Source organism: Chitinophaga filiformis, assembly GCF_023100805.1.
Classification (GTDB): domain Bacteria; phylum Bacteroidota; class Bacteroidia; order Chitinophagales; family Chitinophagaceae; genus Chitinophaga; species Chitinophaga filiformis_B.
This window is the reverse complement of the sequence record NZ_CP095855.1, coordinates 6,276,791-6,293,709: the sequence shown is the minus strand read 5'-3', so window position 1 is coordinate 6,293,709 and position 16,919 is coordinate 6,276,791. Positions and strand designations below refer to the sequence as shown.

The window sequence follows — 16,919 nt, the reverse complement described above, 5'->3', positions numbered from 1 at the left end:
CGTATTAATGTATGAATATAAGATTTTAATGGGACAGTGGAAAATATCAGGTTGTTTGACATTGAGTAATACCTCAGCAAAACACACCTTTTATGTTTAAATGTCAAAATGGGATTTTCTGATGCAATCCGGAAAAATTTATATTTACTGATATCCCATTTTTTAACCTTATTAAAAAACAATTTATGCCCCTACGTTTCCTGACAAAGACCACTTTAGCCCTCTTTACCTGTTTTATCTTTACGGGTGCGATCCCTCTACCCGACGGAGAGCGTTCCTCCGAAGCGGTGCCCATGCTGCAGATGGAGCGTGTTGTTGCCCGCCAGCTCTTTGTAATCTCTATCAGCAGTCCTGACATTCACCGGCGGTGGGTTTCTCCATTTGGCAGCGCATGGATAGGTGATGGAGTATGCTGGGGGAGGATGACCTACGACAATTTGAAAGGTATGGGTTATTCTAATGAAGTGGCCAATTGGGTTGGCGGTGAGGCCATGCGAAATTATCCGGGATTAGATCCAACAGTTGAAGTCGCAATGCAACTAGGCGTATCTTTTGAAGACATATGTAAAGTACTCGCAAATTGCATGGTGTATTGCGGATGGGAATGATAGTGATTTGATCTCTATGCTGCATTAACGTTAAAAGGGGGGCGAAGTAACGCCCCCTTTTTGGCGTTTGACATCAGGCACTATTTCTCGTCCGGTACACAGGTATAATTAATAGTGCATACAATTTACCTCCTGTACATTTTTCAACAACATCCACTACAGGAGCCTGTATCTTCCAAAAAGATAGTTGAAGAAATTTTCAATAATAACTTAATTAAGCTAATTCTAAATTCATAAATTAATCTTCAAATGCTATTGGTTTTAATTATTTTTGATTTCTAGCGATATATTTTTATAATACACCGGTCTTGGCCAAGCGAATCCCAACATATCTGTTACAGATGTTTTCTTTATGATCTACCAATTGAAACATGCTCTTTTCTGCGGTCGCTGGTGGTCCGTTTAAGCTTGTGGGGCAGACGCCCCAACCACAAAAGCCCCCATAATTCTTAGTTATTTTTTCCATTGGGTGATTTTTGATCCCTTTTGGGTATTAACCAGCAAAAGAAGTGTATGAATATCGAAAAACAACCCGACCAGGAAACACTTAACGGCTTAAAAATGATGGATAATAGATCCTATGAGATCCTATATACATTTTATTACCCCTCGGTAAAAAACTTCATTTGCAAGAACAATGGAAGTGAAGATGATGCAAAAGATATTTTTCAGGAAACAATCCTAGTGTTATTAACCAAAGTTCCCAAGGAAGATTTTGATTTAAGATCTTCTTTAAAAACATACATTTTCGCCATCAGCAGTAATTTATGGCTAAAGCGTTTGCGAGATGCCAGTAAAATAGTGAAAACCGAATTAAATATGTATGAAAAATACCTGACGGATTATGAAGAAGCAGAAGAGAAAGAAGTAGAAGCGTATCAAAACAAAATTAAGAGAGCATTAAATGTATTTAAGAAAGTAAGCCATAAATGCAAGATGCTTTTAACGGCGATATTCTTTGATGAAAAAAATATTGAAACTGTTACAAAGGAGTTTCAATATACAAACAAACACAATGCACAAAATCAAAAATTCAAATGCTTAGAACAAGCAAGAAAAGGCTCTAAAAGCCTTGGGTAAGCTACTTTATAAAGTCTGGGACCGAAATGGCGAATTATAAAAAATGATTCGCCATTTTTATTTTCTGTTGGTGATTATTCTGTACCGATTGGTATTAATATATAATCAATCAAAAGAATCAAAATAGTATGTTATTAAATAATTACCGACTGACAGGCTTTGCTTTATTGGCAATAGTAGGATTAACTCTAACTACTCAATCATTTACAATAAAAACAGACACAATGAAAATTAAACCGCCACAAACAGCGCCAGCATTTACAATTAAAGATGTACATGGAGCAACAGTAAACCTTGCCGACTACAAAGGCAAAAAAGTAATGCTTACATTTTATAGGAATGTAGGCTGCCCCATTTGTAATCTTCGGTTTCACGAATTGCAGGAACAAGCCACCTACTTCAAATCAAAAGGGCTGATAGTGTTAGCAGTTTATGAAAGCACAGCCGAGAATATAAAACAATATATGGAAGGCGAAACTTTCTATGCTACCATGATTCCTAACCCCGACCAAAGTTTGTATAAGCTTTATGACGTTGAACGAAGTGCTGGAAAAATGATGAAAGGAATGTTTCATGGAGCAATGCGGAAAATGAAAGAAGGGAAAGCCTTATTCAAGAAGAAAATTGAATTAGACGGAAACGCAACCCGGATAAGCGCAGACTTTCTAATTGACGAGAATGGAAATGTACAAACCGCTTATTACGGAAAATACATTGGCGACCATTTGCCCATTGATAAAATCAAACTATTCTTAAACTAATCATGCATGTTTTCCGAATAAATTATTGGGTGACAACGGCTACATCCGAACATAATGTTATTATATCCTATGTGAATTCAGTACAGGGCTTCTTTTCCAAGCCTACGAAATATGAAAAATTGAGAGATGTTATAAAAAATATTGTTGACTACCGGACGAAATGTACAGAGACAAAATTTACAAATTTCGGTAGCTACCCCGTAGGTAAATAAAGAAACAATATAGCGCTTAGATAAAACAAAAGAGAGTAAATGATCAGATTTGATCGAATTTACTCTCTTTTATACGTTTTGTCGGAACAACTGGACAAATATCTAACCTGTTAATTCAAGATTTAAAGGTAATTGGTGAATTTATAAACCTTCATCGAGAATTTATAGGGGTCGGGATAGCCGCTTGACTCGGATAACAAAACCCTGAAATGTTTTTTAGAATTACGTTTCAAGGCTTATAACATTAACTAGTCATTAAGGAAAGCCGACTTTAACACTTGGGCAAAATCTGCAGCTGAATGAAAAAATGAAAAGTGATGGCCCGGAAAAACTACCAGTTTACATTTTAGTGAAGCTGCTAATAACTCAGCGGTTTGCGCATAAAATCGCTTTTTGCGTAAAGAGTCTTTACCTGCGCCGGTAAATATTCTTACCCCTGAAAGGTTTAATTTTTCAATATTAGGCTGGTAATTGGTGACAATTACGAATTCCAGATATTGATCGGCCAGTGAAATTTGCTTAGGTTTAATATTTGTTTGACTAAGATATTGCTTTTGCTCTGCCCCTCCCTTTAATAAAGGCTGTAAAGGCAATCCTGCCCCCCACACAAATTTTAAACCTGCTATAATAGGACCGTACCTGAACGCTGTCCGATACACTCCGGCTATCATTGAATGCAATTTTTTATGACGGGGATGTATTCTCACCATTGGCGGCTCAAATAGCAACATCGCTTTGACTAATGAAGGATAACGAATGGCCATCTCACAAGCAATAACACTTCCACTGCTAAAGCCGGCAATATATACCGGTTGCTCACCTAAGGAATCCAACAAGGCTGATATATCATCGCAATGCCTGCTGATTTCAAAATTGATAACCTGGTTGGCAATACTTCTGCCACAACCACGCATATCATATGTTATTACTTTAAAATGGCAACTCAGGTGATTGGCGATTTTGTAAAACCACCAACTATCTCCGCCCATACTAGGGATTAACAAAAGGGGGTACCCGCTTCCCTGAACTTCATAATATATGGCAATGTCATCGATGGTTATGTAACCATTTTGAACGTTCGTATTCATTTTTGAATTAGTAATGATTAAAAATAAGGTATAGACGTGCCAGATCGGGTCCTTCCACGAGAACCAGGCATAATTGAGAGAATATGAATTACCTTATTGTCATTTTATCTATTCACAAAATTGGGAAGAAGAATTGCAAAGATATTGAACAGCGATATTATATGCAAAAAAAATAGCTCTTTTCAGAGCTGCTTAAGCAAGTTCAAAAATAAAAGTCCCTGGATAATACCAGAGACTTTTTAGTGTCGGGACAACTGGAATTTTCAAACCTGTTTATAAGAAATATGGGAAATTCAACAGTTGGCCCCTTCGATATCGGAGTGCCTTAAGCTCTATGGCGATAGTGGCCTACTGCGGTCTAATTATTATTTCCAGTCGGAACAGCAAGATTCTTGCGACCTTCCCGATCCTAATCGGGACGCAATAACACAAAAAAAAGCCGCACCATTACGATGCGGTCTAATTTCTTCCAGTCGGGATGACAAGATTCGAATAAATTGCTGATTATCAATATGGTGGCTCGTCTTCACTGATGAGCTAAGAGCGGCTCACGGATTTACTCACCTAGATTTGAAATCATTTAATTTGTTCGCTTTCAACACCTTATAGTCGGGTGGACTGGATTCGAGTTGCCTTAGCAAATGCCTTATTATCAATTAAATATACTTCTATCTCTGTTGTCTACTCACGGATTTACTCACCGCATAGCAGGTGGGAGACCATGTAAAGAGCTTTAAAACGGTTTTTCTTTATAACCGGTCAAAAGGATAGCCCCTAATTGTTCCGGCTTTACAAATGTAAAATTTCCTGTGCACAATTTCACATGTTCTATTCTTTGTAAAGCCATCCCGCACTTAAATACTTCTCTTTAAGCAAATCTGGGCATCCTCGATCGCCGATTGCCTGCCATAAGATGTCGAATAATAGTGAAAAACTACCAGTAGCGGTTTCTTCATCTGTTATAAAAACTATAGGCATTTTTAGCTCGGGCTGTCTTAACTCACCGCTTCCGGAATCTTTGATAAGGTGGGCATGCGCTCCAAGATTGATTAGTCGAACACTAACATAAAATTCAGTAGCTATTTTTACAAAGGCATAATATTTAAAGGCAGACTTAATAGTTTCTACAATAAAGGTAACAAGCCCCTCCAAATAAAGTTCAGGCGAAGAACCTGGATTAATGGCAACAAAGATTGAGCTAAAATTTTCTATTGCACCATTACGTAACAACACCGTATAAGCGTCGAGGTTACTGCCGCGCTCACCTCTTATAGGGGCATTATCTTCGTTGATATGTAATAAAGTAAGGCCATCAATGTTATAACCAAATTTTGTACTAATGTACCGGCCCTGGGATGGAAATAGCCCAACGGCCTGTTTGACAAAATCTTTACTTGTGAAGGCAGGAATGGATGCTGTTTCCAAAAATGTGGTAGGGACAATGTGGACCAAGGCGCCCGGCCTGCCCTCCAGATCATGAGCAAAAGTCGCCGGAAAGGTCAGTACCCGTGATTCAGTATAACGTTCAATCTGCTGTTTTAAGTGACCAAAAGTCGTCAGTGCCGTAAATAGTTCATAAGTTCTTGGCCGGTATTTATCTGATTCATTTCGCCGGAAAAAACGATGGCTTCCATTAAAAGTTACCATCGACAACATGGAGCTGCATTTAGGAATACCGACGGCAAAAACGAAAATCCCGTCAATTTTGATTAATGGACTAAACCGGATCCCTATAATAGAAGGATCTGTACCTGACTGCAGGGCACTGCGTAGACGCGACTGAAACTGGGGATAATCCGCTATCTCAATGGCATTGGTGGCCGGTATCGCTGGTATACCTAATTTTTTTTTGCCATCTCTTAGTTCATCCAATCCAAAAATCATGATGCCCCCTTCAGTGTTATAGAAAGAGCAGATATCGTTCAGAAGCTCTTCCTTACTATCATCTCTGGTGATATCCACCTTCAATTTGTAATCCAAAGTACGGGATTCCGGTACCTTATCATCGATCAACAACTGAATAAAAGCCTGGTCAAAATCCTCAACCTTTTTATCAAACAATATCATATGTGAAAATTTACTAACTATTTCTATAAACAATACCCAATGGTAGCGAACTGGCGGTTGGGTTGAGCCTGCTACCGAGGCGCCTAGCAGCTATATCTTTCCTGAGTCAAGGCGCTTCAAGGGGAAGCTACCACAACCAAGAATGCTATTGCTTGAAGCAGGATGCCAGCTGCAGAAGGTGGCTCATACTGTGCTTGCCCGTTGTTTTGACATGGCAACATGCAACATAAGGCCAATGCGGAAAACTTCTTTAATTACGTTGTAACGCAGTAAAACATTTGCCCCAATCTTTCAGTTAGATAAGCGGCTATTTTCACAAATGTATCTTCTATAAAACGACTGTTGGGTTTATTTTTGTACGTCAGTGGCTCTGTGCAAATAATATAGCCTTCTCCCTCCCAAGTTTGTAAATACCCCAGATCGATCATTGTTTGTGTGATAGGTGTTAAAGTTTCCTCAGTCACGATACCGACAAAATAGGGATAATCCACCCGCTTCTTACCCCCTATGATTACTTGTCCTTTTATTTTTTGTTCGAATTCTTCTATCATAGTAATTGCCTGATCCATTTCCGATTTTACCAGTTCAATTATCTCAGAAGAAGGCTGATGTTGAGGGATCGATTTGGAAATAGCCGGTCGGGCAAAATCTTCAAATTTTGCCTGTTGCAGGTCTATAGCTTCTTTTTTTAGTAACTCTAATGAAGTGACGCGCAAATTGGCTAATGTTTGTAGATTGTAGGCATCATTAGCGTAGTTGACTTTTTTATGGTAATAGTATTGCAAGAGGGATTGTATTTCTTCCGCTTCATCCTCAAATTGCACAAGAATGAACATACCCTTGAATGTGTGACAAAGCGACTGGAGTAAAAAAGGCAATCCTGGGGTCTCATAACGATCATCAGTATCAGCCCAGCGCCATTCCCGTTCATGCGTCCAATCGATAGGCGATAAACCTGATAGGTTGGTGTAAACATACCTATATTGTTCCCTGAGAGAGATGCCACAGTCTGTATGGAGCGTCCGCAGCCCTTTTTCGTAGAAGATATTGCCATTGGTATTTTCCTGGTGTCTACCACTTAATCCATAGATTACCGGCCGGGCACCTACAGCAAATAAATCACTGCGATGGATGGCAAACGCATATGGGGACACAATATCGTTCTTATTTCTTGCCTTTACGTATTCAAGATAGGAGCCAAATGGCATTTCGGTAAAACAAACAGCTGGTTTGGGACCATAAATCGTGGGAACGATCAGTCCCCTTTTCGTTTTGCGAAAAGCAAATCCTGCACGGATAAATCCACAATGGAGTATTTTCTGTAACACAAAAAAGGCATCTGCGTCTGGTTGTAGTGGGAACTCGTCATCGCAAACTCCGTATACCTTGTCGATATCGTTGCCCTGGTAATCGTAACTATTAGCAGAGAGGGTCGGCGTCGACAATTCATTGCTGTAGTCCTGCGGTTGCAGAGACGGATCCCTGTCATGAACGAAATGAATAATCCAATTAGATAAATCAGGTCGATTTTGATAAAACATATCCGAAAGGGTTAGCACCAACAATAGCTATCCCTTCTAAGTTAACAAATTACCTGGAACTTTCTATTTAGGTGCTAGGCGCCGCCTTGCCGCAATTGTGTTGTATTGGCTAAAAGTATCCATTATTGCCTGCAGTGACCTTTAGGTGATACCTCTCGAATATGTTATATGATAAATAAATATTATTGATTACCCGGAATGCTCCAGGGTGAGTACACGCGCATTGACTCATAAGGTATTGATCCTATTATTCATTTCCTCGATCGACCTGAAAATCTGAAGAGCCACCTGGGGAACAATTGCATTGCCTAAAGCATGGATGCTTTGGGCTCTCCAGTTAGAAAAGGTAACACCGTCCAACTCCCGGGGAATCCCATCATCTCGGCTACAAACTGGGGATTGAGTTGGCCACTTATCCCATACTGGAATCGAACTATACCACTCAAATCGTCCGCCTGTTGACGATATGCTCTGGCCTGCGGTCCTTTCCAATCCCGTGCAGTCGGAGTAGGTAGACGTCCAGCGTGTCCCATCGCCATTAAAGTCAGAGAATGTTTGCCTCCAATCAAAAGTGTTGACTCCTTTCGGGGATTTTTTATGTCCCAGCTGTCTGAACTCGTTGGAGTAGGCAACAAACCATAATCGGTATCTGAGATGCGGCGCTCCAACGGCACAAGCCGGAAGTACAACCGGTTGGACCTCGTACCCTGCAGCCTCCAAATCAGTCTGAACTTTGTTGAATACCAATCCTTTCTTCCAATTAAGGAGGCCAGGAACATTTTCTGCAAGTATCCAACGTGGCTGAATCTCTCCAATGATTCTAAGCATCTCTGGCCAGAGGTAACGGTTATCTTCCATTCCTCTTCTCTGTCCTGCGATACTGAATGGTTGGCAGGGGAACCCTCCTGTGACGATTTCAACCACTCCCCGAAACTTAGTTGCATTGAACTCTTTGATGTCCGTGTATTCTTCTGCATGTGGCCAGTAATATTTTAATATTCGTCTGCAAAAAGGATCAATTTCACAATAAAATTTGTTGTCCCATTCCATCCACTGTGCTGCGAGATCAAATCCGCCGAGCCCGGAAAACACGCTTCCATGTACCATAACTGCTGGTCTCCATATTTATCGTTATTTATTTTCTTTTTGCAGATCTCTGTTTACCTGGTTTATCGGGAGGTTTAATTTCTCGTTTTTTCTGCTTTATCAGTTGAGCATTTTTTCCGTGCAGTATCGCCGAATCAATAATATCCTGGGGTATGTTTTTATTTAATATTTTGTATCCTGGATTTGCGTGCAATTCCGGTAATACCGAATTAATAATTGTTCTTTTTAACAGTTCCTGCCCCTCCGGCTTATTTAAAAGTTCCTCAATGGACCGGTGTGCAAATTTAACAGTGCCGAATTCTACGTTTTCAATACCATAAACGATACCGTTCTTCGCGTATTTGTCGATTTTTTGGTTAAACGCTTTTAATGCTTTGTTTTCAACGTGCTTTTGGATTAAGTTATCGATGAAATATTCAAGCGTCATTTCTGTCACCATCGGTTTTCCATCGATCACAATATCTTCACTCACTTCCGGAGGAAGGGATTTGCAGTATTTTTCTGCTTCGTTAATCAGAGAACGGCCTTTCTCATCGTAAGAACGATAGTCTGTACTGCCACCGTGTCCATTATTCGACGCATATCCGGCTTTATACCCGTTAATATAGACGTCTGCACTAAACGCCAATGTTTCTTCTGAAAGTTGTTCGGAGAACGCTATTCGTTTTAATTCAATTTGCATACAATATTATTTTGAAATCTGGTCACTCATATATGCCTACGGTTAATTGATTTCCACAATGACACGAGACCTTTATGAGGTAAGGCTTTTATGTTTCTGATTTTTACATAGCAAAAATGAGAATCACCAAATGGAAAAAATGGGAGTTACCGGTAGGTTCGAAAAAAATGGCGATTGACAACACAGAGTATTAGAATTATGTCAGCAGCTCCATACACATCGTACCACCTGCGAAAGAAGGATGCTCACAAGTAGTAACTGGTCCGGAATCTGACTGACACCGGATGGTTTTAATAGAAGCGGCAGACTTTATGCCAGGGAAGGGGAGAGGAGTGTAGACCGGTTGATGAATGTCTTATGAGATCGTGCTTGCCACAACAATGTCTATTGAGAAAAAATTGACCAATTACGGGACCTGCCGGACGATTTGCTGTTCTTTCGGAACAGTTAAGACCGACGAGGATTATCTGATTTACCAGACCATTAAAGAATTACTGAACCAAAAGGAAACCAAAGAAGTATTTTAAACTGACACTGCCGAAATCTTACAAACATCACATCCTTACGTCTATCATTCAGTATTTGAATCCTGAGCGTTACCTGTGGTGTCGGTCTTACTAGCAGTAGTATATGCTCTTGTACAGCTTTGTCGACGAACACCTAATATCGGCCCTGATCTTCAATGATTTTTAACAATAATTCGTTCAGCTGACAACCAAATAAGAGTTCTCTTAATCTATTATTTACGTTTATGTTAAGTAATTCGGCCAGCAAGATCTTAAAGGGTTCCATTTTAAAGTGTGCACCATATAAATGGCTGGCACCTGGATTGAACCTGGTTAGCCAATGACCAACAACATCGTCCAGCAATGCGTTTTCCTCAAGAATGGTCTTGGCGATATTTACGCTCAAAAAATGATGTTGGCCGGGTTGTAATGTGTAGCTGTATTCACGCCTATCCATTTGAATCAGGGTGTAATGGAAATTGTCAAGATTAAAGGTTGCAACTGAAGGAACTACAACATACATTGCACCATACATCATACTCTGGAACTCAAACCGTTCTCTCCTGATTTTACCCGAAAAGGTTACGCTCTCCCTGGCATTATAGATTATGGATCTAACCATGAAACCGTGATAAACTCTTTCCTGTTCGACGATGTCTAAAACCGGGCAGGTATAACAAGTTGGCTTGGAAAATGGCTTAACGAAATCTAAACACGAACGGGGTACTTCGTTAATACGTCTAAATCCCATTGATGGGTGAGCTGCAATTTTCAAATTCATTCTATTAACCTTGAAAAGATGATTAATTAAAGAAAGCCGAAAGGCATAAATCATTTTCAGCAAATAGCAGTCGCGGGGCACGCATGATATTGCCTTCGATGTTTAGATATTAAACTTAAAGTCATTTCTGTAAGACATACAACTGAAGTGTGATCATATATCGTGGGATCGGGCCAAACCGTTCTTCGTTTTGCGAAAAGCAAATGATGCACAGATAAAGCTACAATGGAGTATTTCCAAGATCACAGCACAACAACTATCTTCTACCAAGTTAATAATTAACTGAATATCCTATTTATCTGCATTTGTCTCAGTTGATTTAATTTCTGTCACCAATAACACAGGAATAAGTACATGGACATATCATGGGCCATAAATCATTTACCGTCTTCAAATAGTTTATCTTTATGATCATCTTTGAAAATCGAATCCCTATCAAAATTGATAAATCTGATAACGAAAGCTCCTTCCATGTCGTAAAAATAACTTTGTCTGGTATCTGAATACTTAATAGGCGCCCCCAAATTCTTCATTAAATCCAGATATATGTATACTCTGCGTTGGGAAACGCCGATTTTCTGTGCTAACGCTTTTGGAGTTCCAGTTCCTTTAATTCTTATTAAATAGTCAATTCGCTGTAAACGGTGCACAATGTCAATAATCATCTGGAGACATTTTTAGTAAAAAGGGTCAAGCAGTGTACTGCATCATATAAATGGTTACCAGCAAGCTTGATAATGCAGTAGTGTAAATAAAGGTTGATGATAAAGATTCTCTTTAGCTGCATATGGGGGCATCAAACATATTGGAATATTTCCCAGATAAATACACCCTCACTAGTCGTTGAATTAAAATTAAACAATAAATGTTTCATTAAATCGGCATCATAAAAATTTAACATCACTGCAAAATAGTTGCTGTGATTCTCTCAACCTCTTTGGGCTGCACCTAAAATGCAGTACCTATAATTAACATTGCAGTTAAGCCTCTACACAAATAAGCTTAATTCATATGAAATTCCAAATACATGAACATCCGGACTATAGACTTAGATCGAGCAAAGCAATTCCGATTTATTACAGTCATCAAATAAAGAACTTTGCTGCACCCTATTCAGTAAGCTCTCCCTATATAGATATCTTAGTGCATGAATATTCAAAAGAAGGAATTATGCTACGATCGCTTAGTCTATATGTTAAATCACCATTAAGCCTGATCTGTTTAATGAAAAATCCGAAAACAGTGATACAAACAATGAATACGTCTTTAGTGAACGTGCTGATAGACGATAAAAACGAAGTACAACTGGCGAAAAATAAACTGCTCATTTATTACTGGGGAAGTACTACTCAAAAGCTAAGCTTGACACCAGGAAATTACGAAATAAGCCGTATTGAGTTTTCCAGAAAGGAGATGAACGATCCTGGTGAAAATATAGTAAATGCCAGGCGCCTTCTTGAAAGATTAAAAAAGCAGAGTGGTAAATATCGGCTGCTGGACTATCCGGTAGGTTTTGGTAAAACACTGGATGAAGTAATTAGCACTGATTTAAAGAAGTTGGAGAATCAAAGGCAATTCGAAGAACGAATAGTCGATATCCTTTTCTCCATCGCTTCAGATGAAAATACAATTGCTATTCAAAACAGAGACTAAGTGGTATTAACCCGCAAAAACTATATCACTGCAATGACTTTGCAGTATCTTCTTTTATATTGAAGAGTTTTTCCAGCTCTGAATATTAAAGTAACAAGATAAAGTATCACGATCGACACAATAAAAAAAGAAGCATATTTTTTCTTTCGGTGATCTAAAACGACAGCTTCAACATTTAATTTTACAAAGACTTCAAAGACGCGTCGAAGCCTAAATATTATTTTGTTAACTTTTTTAACTCTTCTTTCTTATGAAACAGAAAATCTATGGCTTACTGCTGTTGGGTATAGCGGCAGTTGCTTCATCCCCAGTCCTAAGCGTAGCTGCAAACAGTTCTAACGATGATGAAAATTTCGTTTTTAATGGAACTTGTACCCAAGTAGGCGCAACCCAGACATGTTCTGTAACCCTTGCTCCTCCAACTTGTACTATCGCAGCAACACCTGATACTTGCGGTTGATATTTTAAAATTTATTGCCCCACCTTATGGTGGGGCAATAATATACGTTGGACTCATTAAATGAAATCAGAAGTGTAGTTAACTCAACGTCTCAAACCCGATGAGCGTTTTTCCATTTGTATAAGGCAGCGTATCATCACCACACGAAGACTAAACATAAATACCGTTAAACAGGTGCAGCAATTAACAAGCCTGGTCAACTGAGCCCCATAGATACTTTTGTGAGTTTGCGCGCTATGTATCACCTACCGGCCATCAGTGGTGTTAACTTAACTAACGAATCTTCCGGATCATTATCTCAGACGAATCACAGGAGCAAATTTGACGTGCAATTGTGAGTTGATAATGGATAGTAGCATGAGCTCCGAAAGTAGCTTCTATCAACGGGAAATGATTGATAGAAACTCCGCGGGCACACCTTCGACAGGTTATCTAGCAATTGCTTATGAAATCATAAAATCACGCGTTCAAATGAAAATACCCAGTAGTCTTGTCAGATCCATTTCTTTAGCCTTGATATTGTTGATCAATATATCCATATGCCAATCATGTAATGAAGGAACAGATCATATGGTAACCGATTACCATTATAGTAAACCGGAGTACCATAACATACGTCTGGAAGTCACAGGCGATGTCTTAAAGCTGCCGCTGGATTCCCTGACCAAACCAAACTTTTCCTCTTACAGCGTATTTCAACAGAAAGGCACTTTATTCCTGGCCTTCATAGATAAGTTGACAAATAGAATAAATATATATGATGTAAATCGGCGCGCACTGGTATCACAGATAAGTACCAGAAACATCAAAGAAAATAAATCCCGGTTAGCCAAGATTACCGTATTTGTAAAAAGCTTTGACAGCATCTATCTGAATACCTTACTTGACGTGTATATGATAGACAGTACAGGTAGGGTAAAGCAAAGAATAAAACTTCCCTCTAAACCCTACGCAGCACTAAGCGATTTCAATGGATTCTCGCCGCCAGTCTTTAAAAGCGATTCCATGTTCTTTGCGGCCTATCCGTATCTGGATATGCGCAAACAGAAGGAATTAAGAAAATGGAAACGCATGTTCATCCTCGATTGGACCAGGAAAAAGGCTGAATTAGCTTACTCCCTTCCTCCCTTTTTCAAAGAGAACGTATATGCGAGACGTTACCTGACAACTTACTATTGCTATAATAACGACTCTTCGCGATTCGTTTTTAGCCTGCCTGCAGACTCCAATCTCTATGTGACAAAATTAGATGATCGCCAAACAGCCTATTTCGGCGGTAGCCAGTACATTACTGAAGCAATTCCACCTTTTACAAAAGAAGAGTACAGCAATAGCGACAAACAATCATTAGGAAGATATTTCCGGGATTCATATGGTCCCGTCTATTTTGATAGTTATTCGAATAGATACCTGAGAGTAGCTGAACAAAAGCTTACCAAGGATAAGTATGATCAAAAGATCTTCAACAAAAAGAGTAGCCTTGTCATACTGGATAAGGACTTTAAAATTATTGGAGAAACTGAAGTGCCGGATAGTTTAAACCTTTATACATTATTTACTACAAATGATGGCATATATGCCAAAATTGAAACCTCGGTAAACGAGGATACCATATACTTTTCAAAATTAGTATACAAACAATAGACAATGAGCAATAAATTGATTTTACTGATTTGCATACTGTTTGCCAGTTGTATCCGCCAGCAGGATTACGAAAAGAAAGATCCGAGGAAAAAAAGCACTGAAGCGATTGGTGATCAACACCAACAGGATTCATTATTCAAAAACATTGCGACACTGTTGGATGGAAAAATAAAACCCGATGAGATAGGCGACTCTATCGCGATTCTCATCATACCGATTGACGCCGCCTGCGATGCATGTCGGGATAAAGCGATAGATTCGGTACTGGAGCATAGAAGTAAATTTAAAAAGGGACATTTTGCAATTATATCGGCCAATGGTCTCAAGACTATTAAAGCCTACTTCACATCCAGGAATATGCAGGATCCAACTGATGACAGGATAATCCTGGATCATCAGAATGTCGCCTTCAAAGAGCAATTGGTATACATACGTCCCACCGCATATTATTGTTATGATAGAAAAGCCTATAAACGAGTCACATCCAATTCAATAACAGTCAAAGAGGATTTACAGTTATTTTTTGAATAGGAGTATCCATGGTTGAGACCTGGGTACACTTATTCCCAAATACAGGTAACAAACAAGATAGTACGTAAAATTTTTAAGGCATGACAACTCAACCAATTTCCGCAACCGTTGAGAAGCCAAGCATGGCAACAAACAATGTATTGAAGAAATGGAGCCTGGTAGATCAAACATACTTAGTTCTTAGCATCATTAAGGAAGATAGGAAAGGGTCTGTCTATAAATGTCTTTATATCAAAGGTATTTTTGATTGGGGGATATGTATTTTGAAGGAAGCGAACGCCAGCCACAATCTGGATGCTGCAGGCAGAAATAATATAGACCGACTACTATGGCAAGCTAATTTACTGAAGGAATTTAAGCCATTAGTGCCAGTTCCCAGGATTAGGCAGGAATTACGGGTTAACGGTAACTTATATCTGCCCATGGAGTATATAAAGGGCAAAACTATAGAGCGGGAATTTGAAGAAAACAATAAGGCGATACATACTTCACTATTACGCGGGCGGTACCCTGGCTTACAAATGTTAGATTACTTAAAAGACATCATTTCGAGCATAAGCAGGCTGCATGAGCACGGTTATGTTCACCGGGATATAACAGCAAGTAATTTCATAGTTACTCGCGCCAAAAAGGTCGTATTAATTGATCCTGAACTTTCCTACTCGATAAATAGGCAGTTCCCAACGCCGCCTTTTGAGCTTGGTACATTAGGTTATATGTCGCCGGAACAACTCAATAAGCAGACGCCTACCTTTAAAGAAGATATTTTTGCAATGGGAGCACTTATTATAAGGTTGCTGACCGGCATCGACCCTTATAAAATTGTCGAAAAGGACCAGCTTATCACCAAAAGCAAGCTGGATCATTTTATTGGAGACGATGCGCTCTCAAATATGCTTTTGCGATGTTTCGATGATGACCCGGATAACAGGCCTTCACTTGAAGTAATAAAGGATGCCTTGAGCGCCTTTAAGACACGCCTCAGGGACCAAGGAATGAAACGACAGTCCTCATCGATAATGGCAGCTTCGGATGATGCCCTTGGAACAATTATTCAAAGTGCCATTGATGCAGTCTGCTCGCCGTTAATGGCTGATGACCATGGGTGGTTTTCATTCGAAAATAATAGTCCCAACGAGAAAGTCAATCCCCGCCAATATCGCTGTGAAATACATAACGGCGCGGCAGGCGTGCTATATCTGCTGTCTGTTGCCCGGCAAGCACACTTCAGGGTGGACGCTTTTGATAGCCTGGCCTCCAGGACCTGGAGCCTTTTGAAGACATATTTGGAAGATCCTAATAGAATAAGGCCTGGACTCTATTCGGGGAGTCATGGCATCGCTATGGCCTTACATTATGTATCAAAAGTGATCCCATTAGCTACACGGGAGGAATACGACAGCGTGATGGCAGTCCTGGTATCAAAGGCTGCCAGTACGCAGGAAATAAAAGGAGGCCTGGCAGGAAAGGTACTCGCACTGCTAACGCTGGTCGAAGATCATGCAGACGAAAATATAAATGAAGAGCTGGACCGATGCATACAAAGTATACTCGACAGTCAAAATAAAAACGGCAGCTGGAAAGGACTCAATGGGCAAAAAACGTCCATATCTCTATTTACCGGGACGGCCGGTATACTACTGGCGTTGATACGCTACCTTAAAATTAGTGAGAACCCCAAATTAATACCGGCAATCAGGAAAGGGTTGCATTGGCTACAGTCAAGGGCACATAGACAGGGAAATTCGTTATTCTGGAGCGATTGGTCTGTGTCTCGGTATAATGAGTGGTTATATAATGGCGGTTGTGGCATAGCCCTGACCTACATAAAAGCATTTGAGGTTTTAGGAGACTCTTACTACCGCGACCTGGCTTACAAAGCGTTGCAATATTTTGACCGAAACATCATACATAATAATCTAAGTCACTCCTATGGCCTCACCGGTTTGGGGGAGGTATATTTAGAGGCATATAAAGTGTTCAGGGATCCTGAATGGCTGGAACGGGCAAAAGAGATTGTTCAACACTTACTTTGTCTTAAAAAATCAAGCGCTCAATCTGGCACGTACTGGCTTATAGAAAAAGAGCCCAAACCCATTGCCAGCTTTACCTCCGGCAATGCAGGCATCATACATTTTCTAATCCGCTATAGCGCCCCTTATTCATTTAGCTTTCCTTTCCTGTTGTAAGTCCTTAAA

The 16,919-nt window shown here is 39.8% G+C and carries 14 protein-coding genes; 7 read left to right on the top strand and 7 right to left on the bottom strand.

Annotated features, from left to right (window positions below):
* Positions 1 to 185: 185 nt before the first annotated feature.
* The 3 genes from MYF79_RS24325 (at position 186) to MYF79_RS24315 (ending at position 2,449) form a co-directional block, all read left to right on the top strand.
* Positions 186 to 608 (top strand): hypothetical protein, encoded by a 423-nt coding sequence (locus MYF79_RS24325; RefSeq protein ID WP_247810424.1) that lies wholly within the window; start codon positions 186 to 188, stop codon positions 606 to 608.
* A gap of 513 nt (positions 609 to 1,121) precedes the next feature.
* The gene (locus MYF79_RS24320; RefSeq protein WP_247810423.1) at positions 1,122 to 1,688 is read left to right on the top strand and encodes a sigma-70 family RNA polymerase sigma factor; all 567 of its coding nucleotides are present in this window, start codon (positions 1,122 to 1,124) and stop codon (positions 1,686 to 1,688) included.
* A gap of 224 nt (positions 1,689 to 1,912) precedes the next feature.
* The gene (locus MYF79_RS24315; RefSeq protein WP_247810422.1) at positions 1,913 to 2,449 is read left to right on the top strand and encodes a peroxiredoxin-like family protein; all 537 of its coding nucleotides are present in this window, start codon (positions 1,913 to 1,915) and stop codon (positions 2,447 to 2,449) included.
* A 460-nt stretch (positions 2,450 to 2,909) separates the two neighbouring features.
* On the opposite strand, the gene MYF79_RS24310 is transcribed toward MYF79_RS24315, so the two are convergent.
* From MYF79_RS24310 to MYF79_RS24280, 7 genes are all read right to left on the bottom strand, one after another.
* Positions 2,910 to 3,749 (bottom strand): alpha/beta fold hydrolase, encoded by an 840-nt coding sequence (locus tag MYF79_RS24310; protein ID WP_247810421.1) that lies wholly within the window; start codon positions 3,747 to 3,749, stop codon positions 2,910 to 2,912.
* Positions 3,750 to 4,577: 828 nt separating this feature from the next.
* On the bottom strand, positions 4,578 to 5,816 hold the full coding sequence (locus tag MYF79_RS24305) for a helix-turn-helix domain-containing protein (protein WP_247810420.1): 1,239 nt from the start codon (positions 5,814 to 5,816) through the stop codon (positions 4,578 to 4,580).
* Between the two features lie 254 nt (positions 5,817 to 6,070).
* On the bottom strand, positions 6,071 to 7,357 hold the full coding sequence (locus MYF79_RS24300) for a hypothetical protein (RefSeq protein WP_247810419.1): 1,287 nt from the start codon (positions 7,355 to 7,357) through the stop codon (positions 6,071 to 6,073).
* 228 nt (positions 7,358 to 7,585) lie between these two features.
* Positions 7,586 to 8,464, bottom strand: a complete 879-nt coding sequence (locus MYF79_RS24295) for a DNA cytosine methyltransferase (RefSeq protein WP_247810418.1) — start codon at positions 8,462 to 8,464, stop codon at positions 7,586 to 7,588.
* A gap of 28 nt (positions 8,465 to 8,492) precedes the next feature.
* Positions 8,493 to 9,146 carry a hypothetical protein gene (locus MYF79_RS24290; protein ID WP_247810417.1) on the bottom strand — a complete coding sequence of 218 codons (654 nt, stop codon included), beginning with the start codon at positions 9,144 to 9,146 and terminating at the stop codon, positions 8,493 to 8,495.
* A 660-nt stretch (positions 9,147 to 9,806) separates the two neighbouring features.
* Positions 9,807 to 10,427 carry a hypothetical protein gene (locus MYF79_RS24285; protein ID WP_247810416.1) on the bottom strand — a complete coding sequence of 207 codons (621 nt, stop codon included), beginning with the start codon at positions 10,425 to 10,427 and terminating at the stop codon, positions 9,807 to 9,809.
* A 383-nt stretch (positions 10,428 to 10,810) separates the two neighbouring features.
* Entirely contained in the window at positions 10,811 to 11,098 is a 288-nt protein-coding gene (locus tag MYF79_RS24280) for a hypothetical protein (RefSeq protein ID WP_247810415.1), read from the bottom strand.
* A gap of 346 nt (positions 11,099 to 11,444) precedes the next feature.
* On the opposite strand from MYF79_RS24280, the gene MYF79_RS24275 reads away from it, so the two are divergent.
* The 4 genes from MYF79_RS24275 (at position 11,445) to MYF79_RS24260 (ending at position 16,910) form a co-directional block, all read left to right on the top strand.
* The gene (locus MYF79_RS24275; protein WP_247810414.1) at positions 11,445 to 12,086 is read left to right on the top strand and encodes a hypothetical protein; all 642 of its coding nucleotides are present in this window, start codon (positions 11,445 to 11,447) and stop codon (positions 12,084 to 12,086) included.
* A gap of 817 nt (positions 12,087 to 12,903) precedes the next feature.
* On the top strand, positions 12,904 to 14,190 hold the full coding sequence (locus tag MYF79_RS24270) for a DUF4221 family protein (protein ID WP_247810413.1): 1,287 nt from the start codon (positions 12,904 to 12,906) through the stop codon (positions 14,188 to 14,190).
* Positions 14,191 to 14,193: 3 nt separating this feature from the next.
* A complete protein-coding gene (locus tag MYF79_RS24265; RefSeq protein ID WP_247810412.1) occupies positions 14,194 to 14,721 on the top strand; it encodes a hypothetical protein in 528 nt (175 codons plus the stop codon).
* A gap of 80 nt (positions 14,722 to 14,801) precedes the next feature.
* Entirely contained in the window at positions 14,802 to 16,910 is a 2,109-nt protein-coding gene (locus MYF79_RS24260) for a lanthionine synthetase LanC family protein (protein ID WP_247810411.1), read from the top strand.
* Positions 16,911 to 16,919 lie beyond the last annotated feature (9 nt).

What these genes read in the sequence shown, in the direction of transcription:
- MYF79_RS24265 (WP_247810412.1), top strand. Translation starts at nt 14,194, where the DNA reads ATGAGCAATAAATTGATTTTACTGATTTGCATACTGTTTGCCAGTTGT.
- MYF79_RS24295 (WP_247810418.1), bottom strand. Translation starts at nt 8,464, where the DNA reads ATGGTACATGGAAGCGTGTTTTCCGGGCTCGGCGGATTTGATCTCGCA.
- MYF79_RS24280 (WP_247810415.1), bottom strand. Translation starts at nt 11,098, where the DNA reads ATGATTATTGACATTGTGCACCGTTTACAGCGAATTGACTATTTAATA.
- MYF79_RS24310 (WP_247810421.1), bottom strand. Translation starts at nt 3,749, where the DNA reads ATGAATACGAACGTTCAAAATGGTTACATAACCATCGATGACATTGCC.
- MYF79_RS24305 (WP_247810420.1), bottom strand. Translation starts at nt 5,816, where the DNA reads ATGATATTGTTTGATAAAAAGGTTGAGGATTTTGACCAGGCTTTTATT.
- MYF79_RS24325 (WP_247810424.1), top strand. Translation starts at nt 186, where the DNA reads ATGCCCCTACGTTTCCTGACAAAGACCACTTTAGCCCTCTTTACCTGT.
- MYF79_RS24320 (WP_247810423.1), top strand. Translation starts at nt 1,122, where the DNA reads ATGAATATCGAAAAACAACCCGACCAGGAAACACTTAACGGCTTAAAA.
- MYF79_RS24315 (WP_247810422.1), top strand. Translation starts at nt 1,913, where the DNA reads ATGAAAATTAAACCGCCACAAACAGCGCCAGCATTTACAATTAAAGAT.
- MYF79_RS24290 (WP_247810417.1), bottom strand. Translation starts at nt 9,146, where the DNA reads ATGCAAATTGAATTAAAACGAATAGCGTTCTCCGAACAACTTTCAGAA.
- MYF79_RS24270 (WP_247810413.1), top strand. Translation starts at nt 12,904, where the DNA reads ATGAGCTCCGAAAGTAGCTTCTATCAACGGGAAATGATTGATAGAAAC.
- MYF79_RS24275 (WP_247810414.1), top strand. Translation starts at nt 11,445, where the DNA reads ATGAAATTCCAAATACATGAACATCCGGACTATAGACTTAGATCGAGC.
- MYF79_RS24300 (WP_247810419.1), bottom strand. Translation starts at nt 7,357, where the DNA reads ATGTTTTATCAAAATCGACCTGATTTATCTAATTGGATTATTCATTTC.
- MYF79_RS24260 (WP_247810411.1), top strand. Translation starts at nt 14,802, where the DNA reads ATGACAACTCAACCAATTTCCGCAACCGTTGAGAAGCCAAGCATGGCA.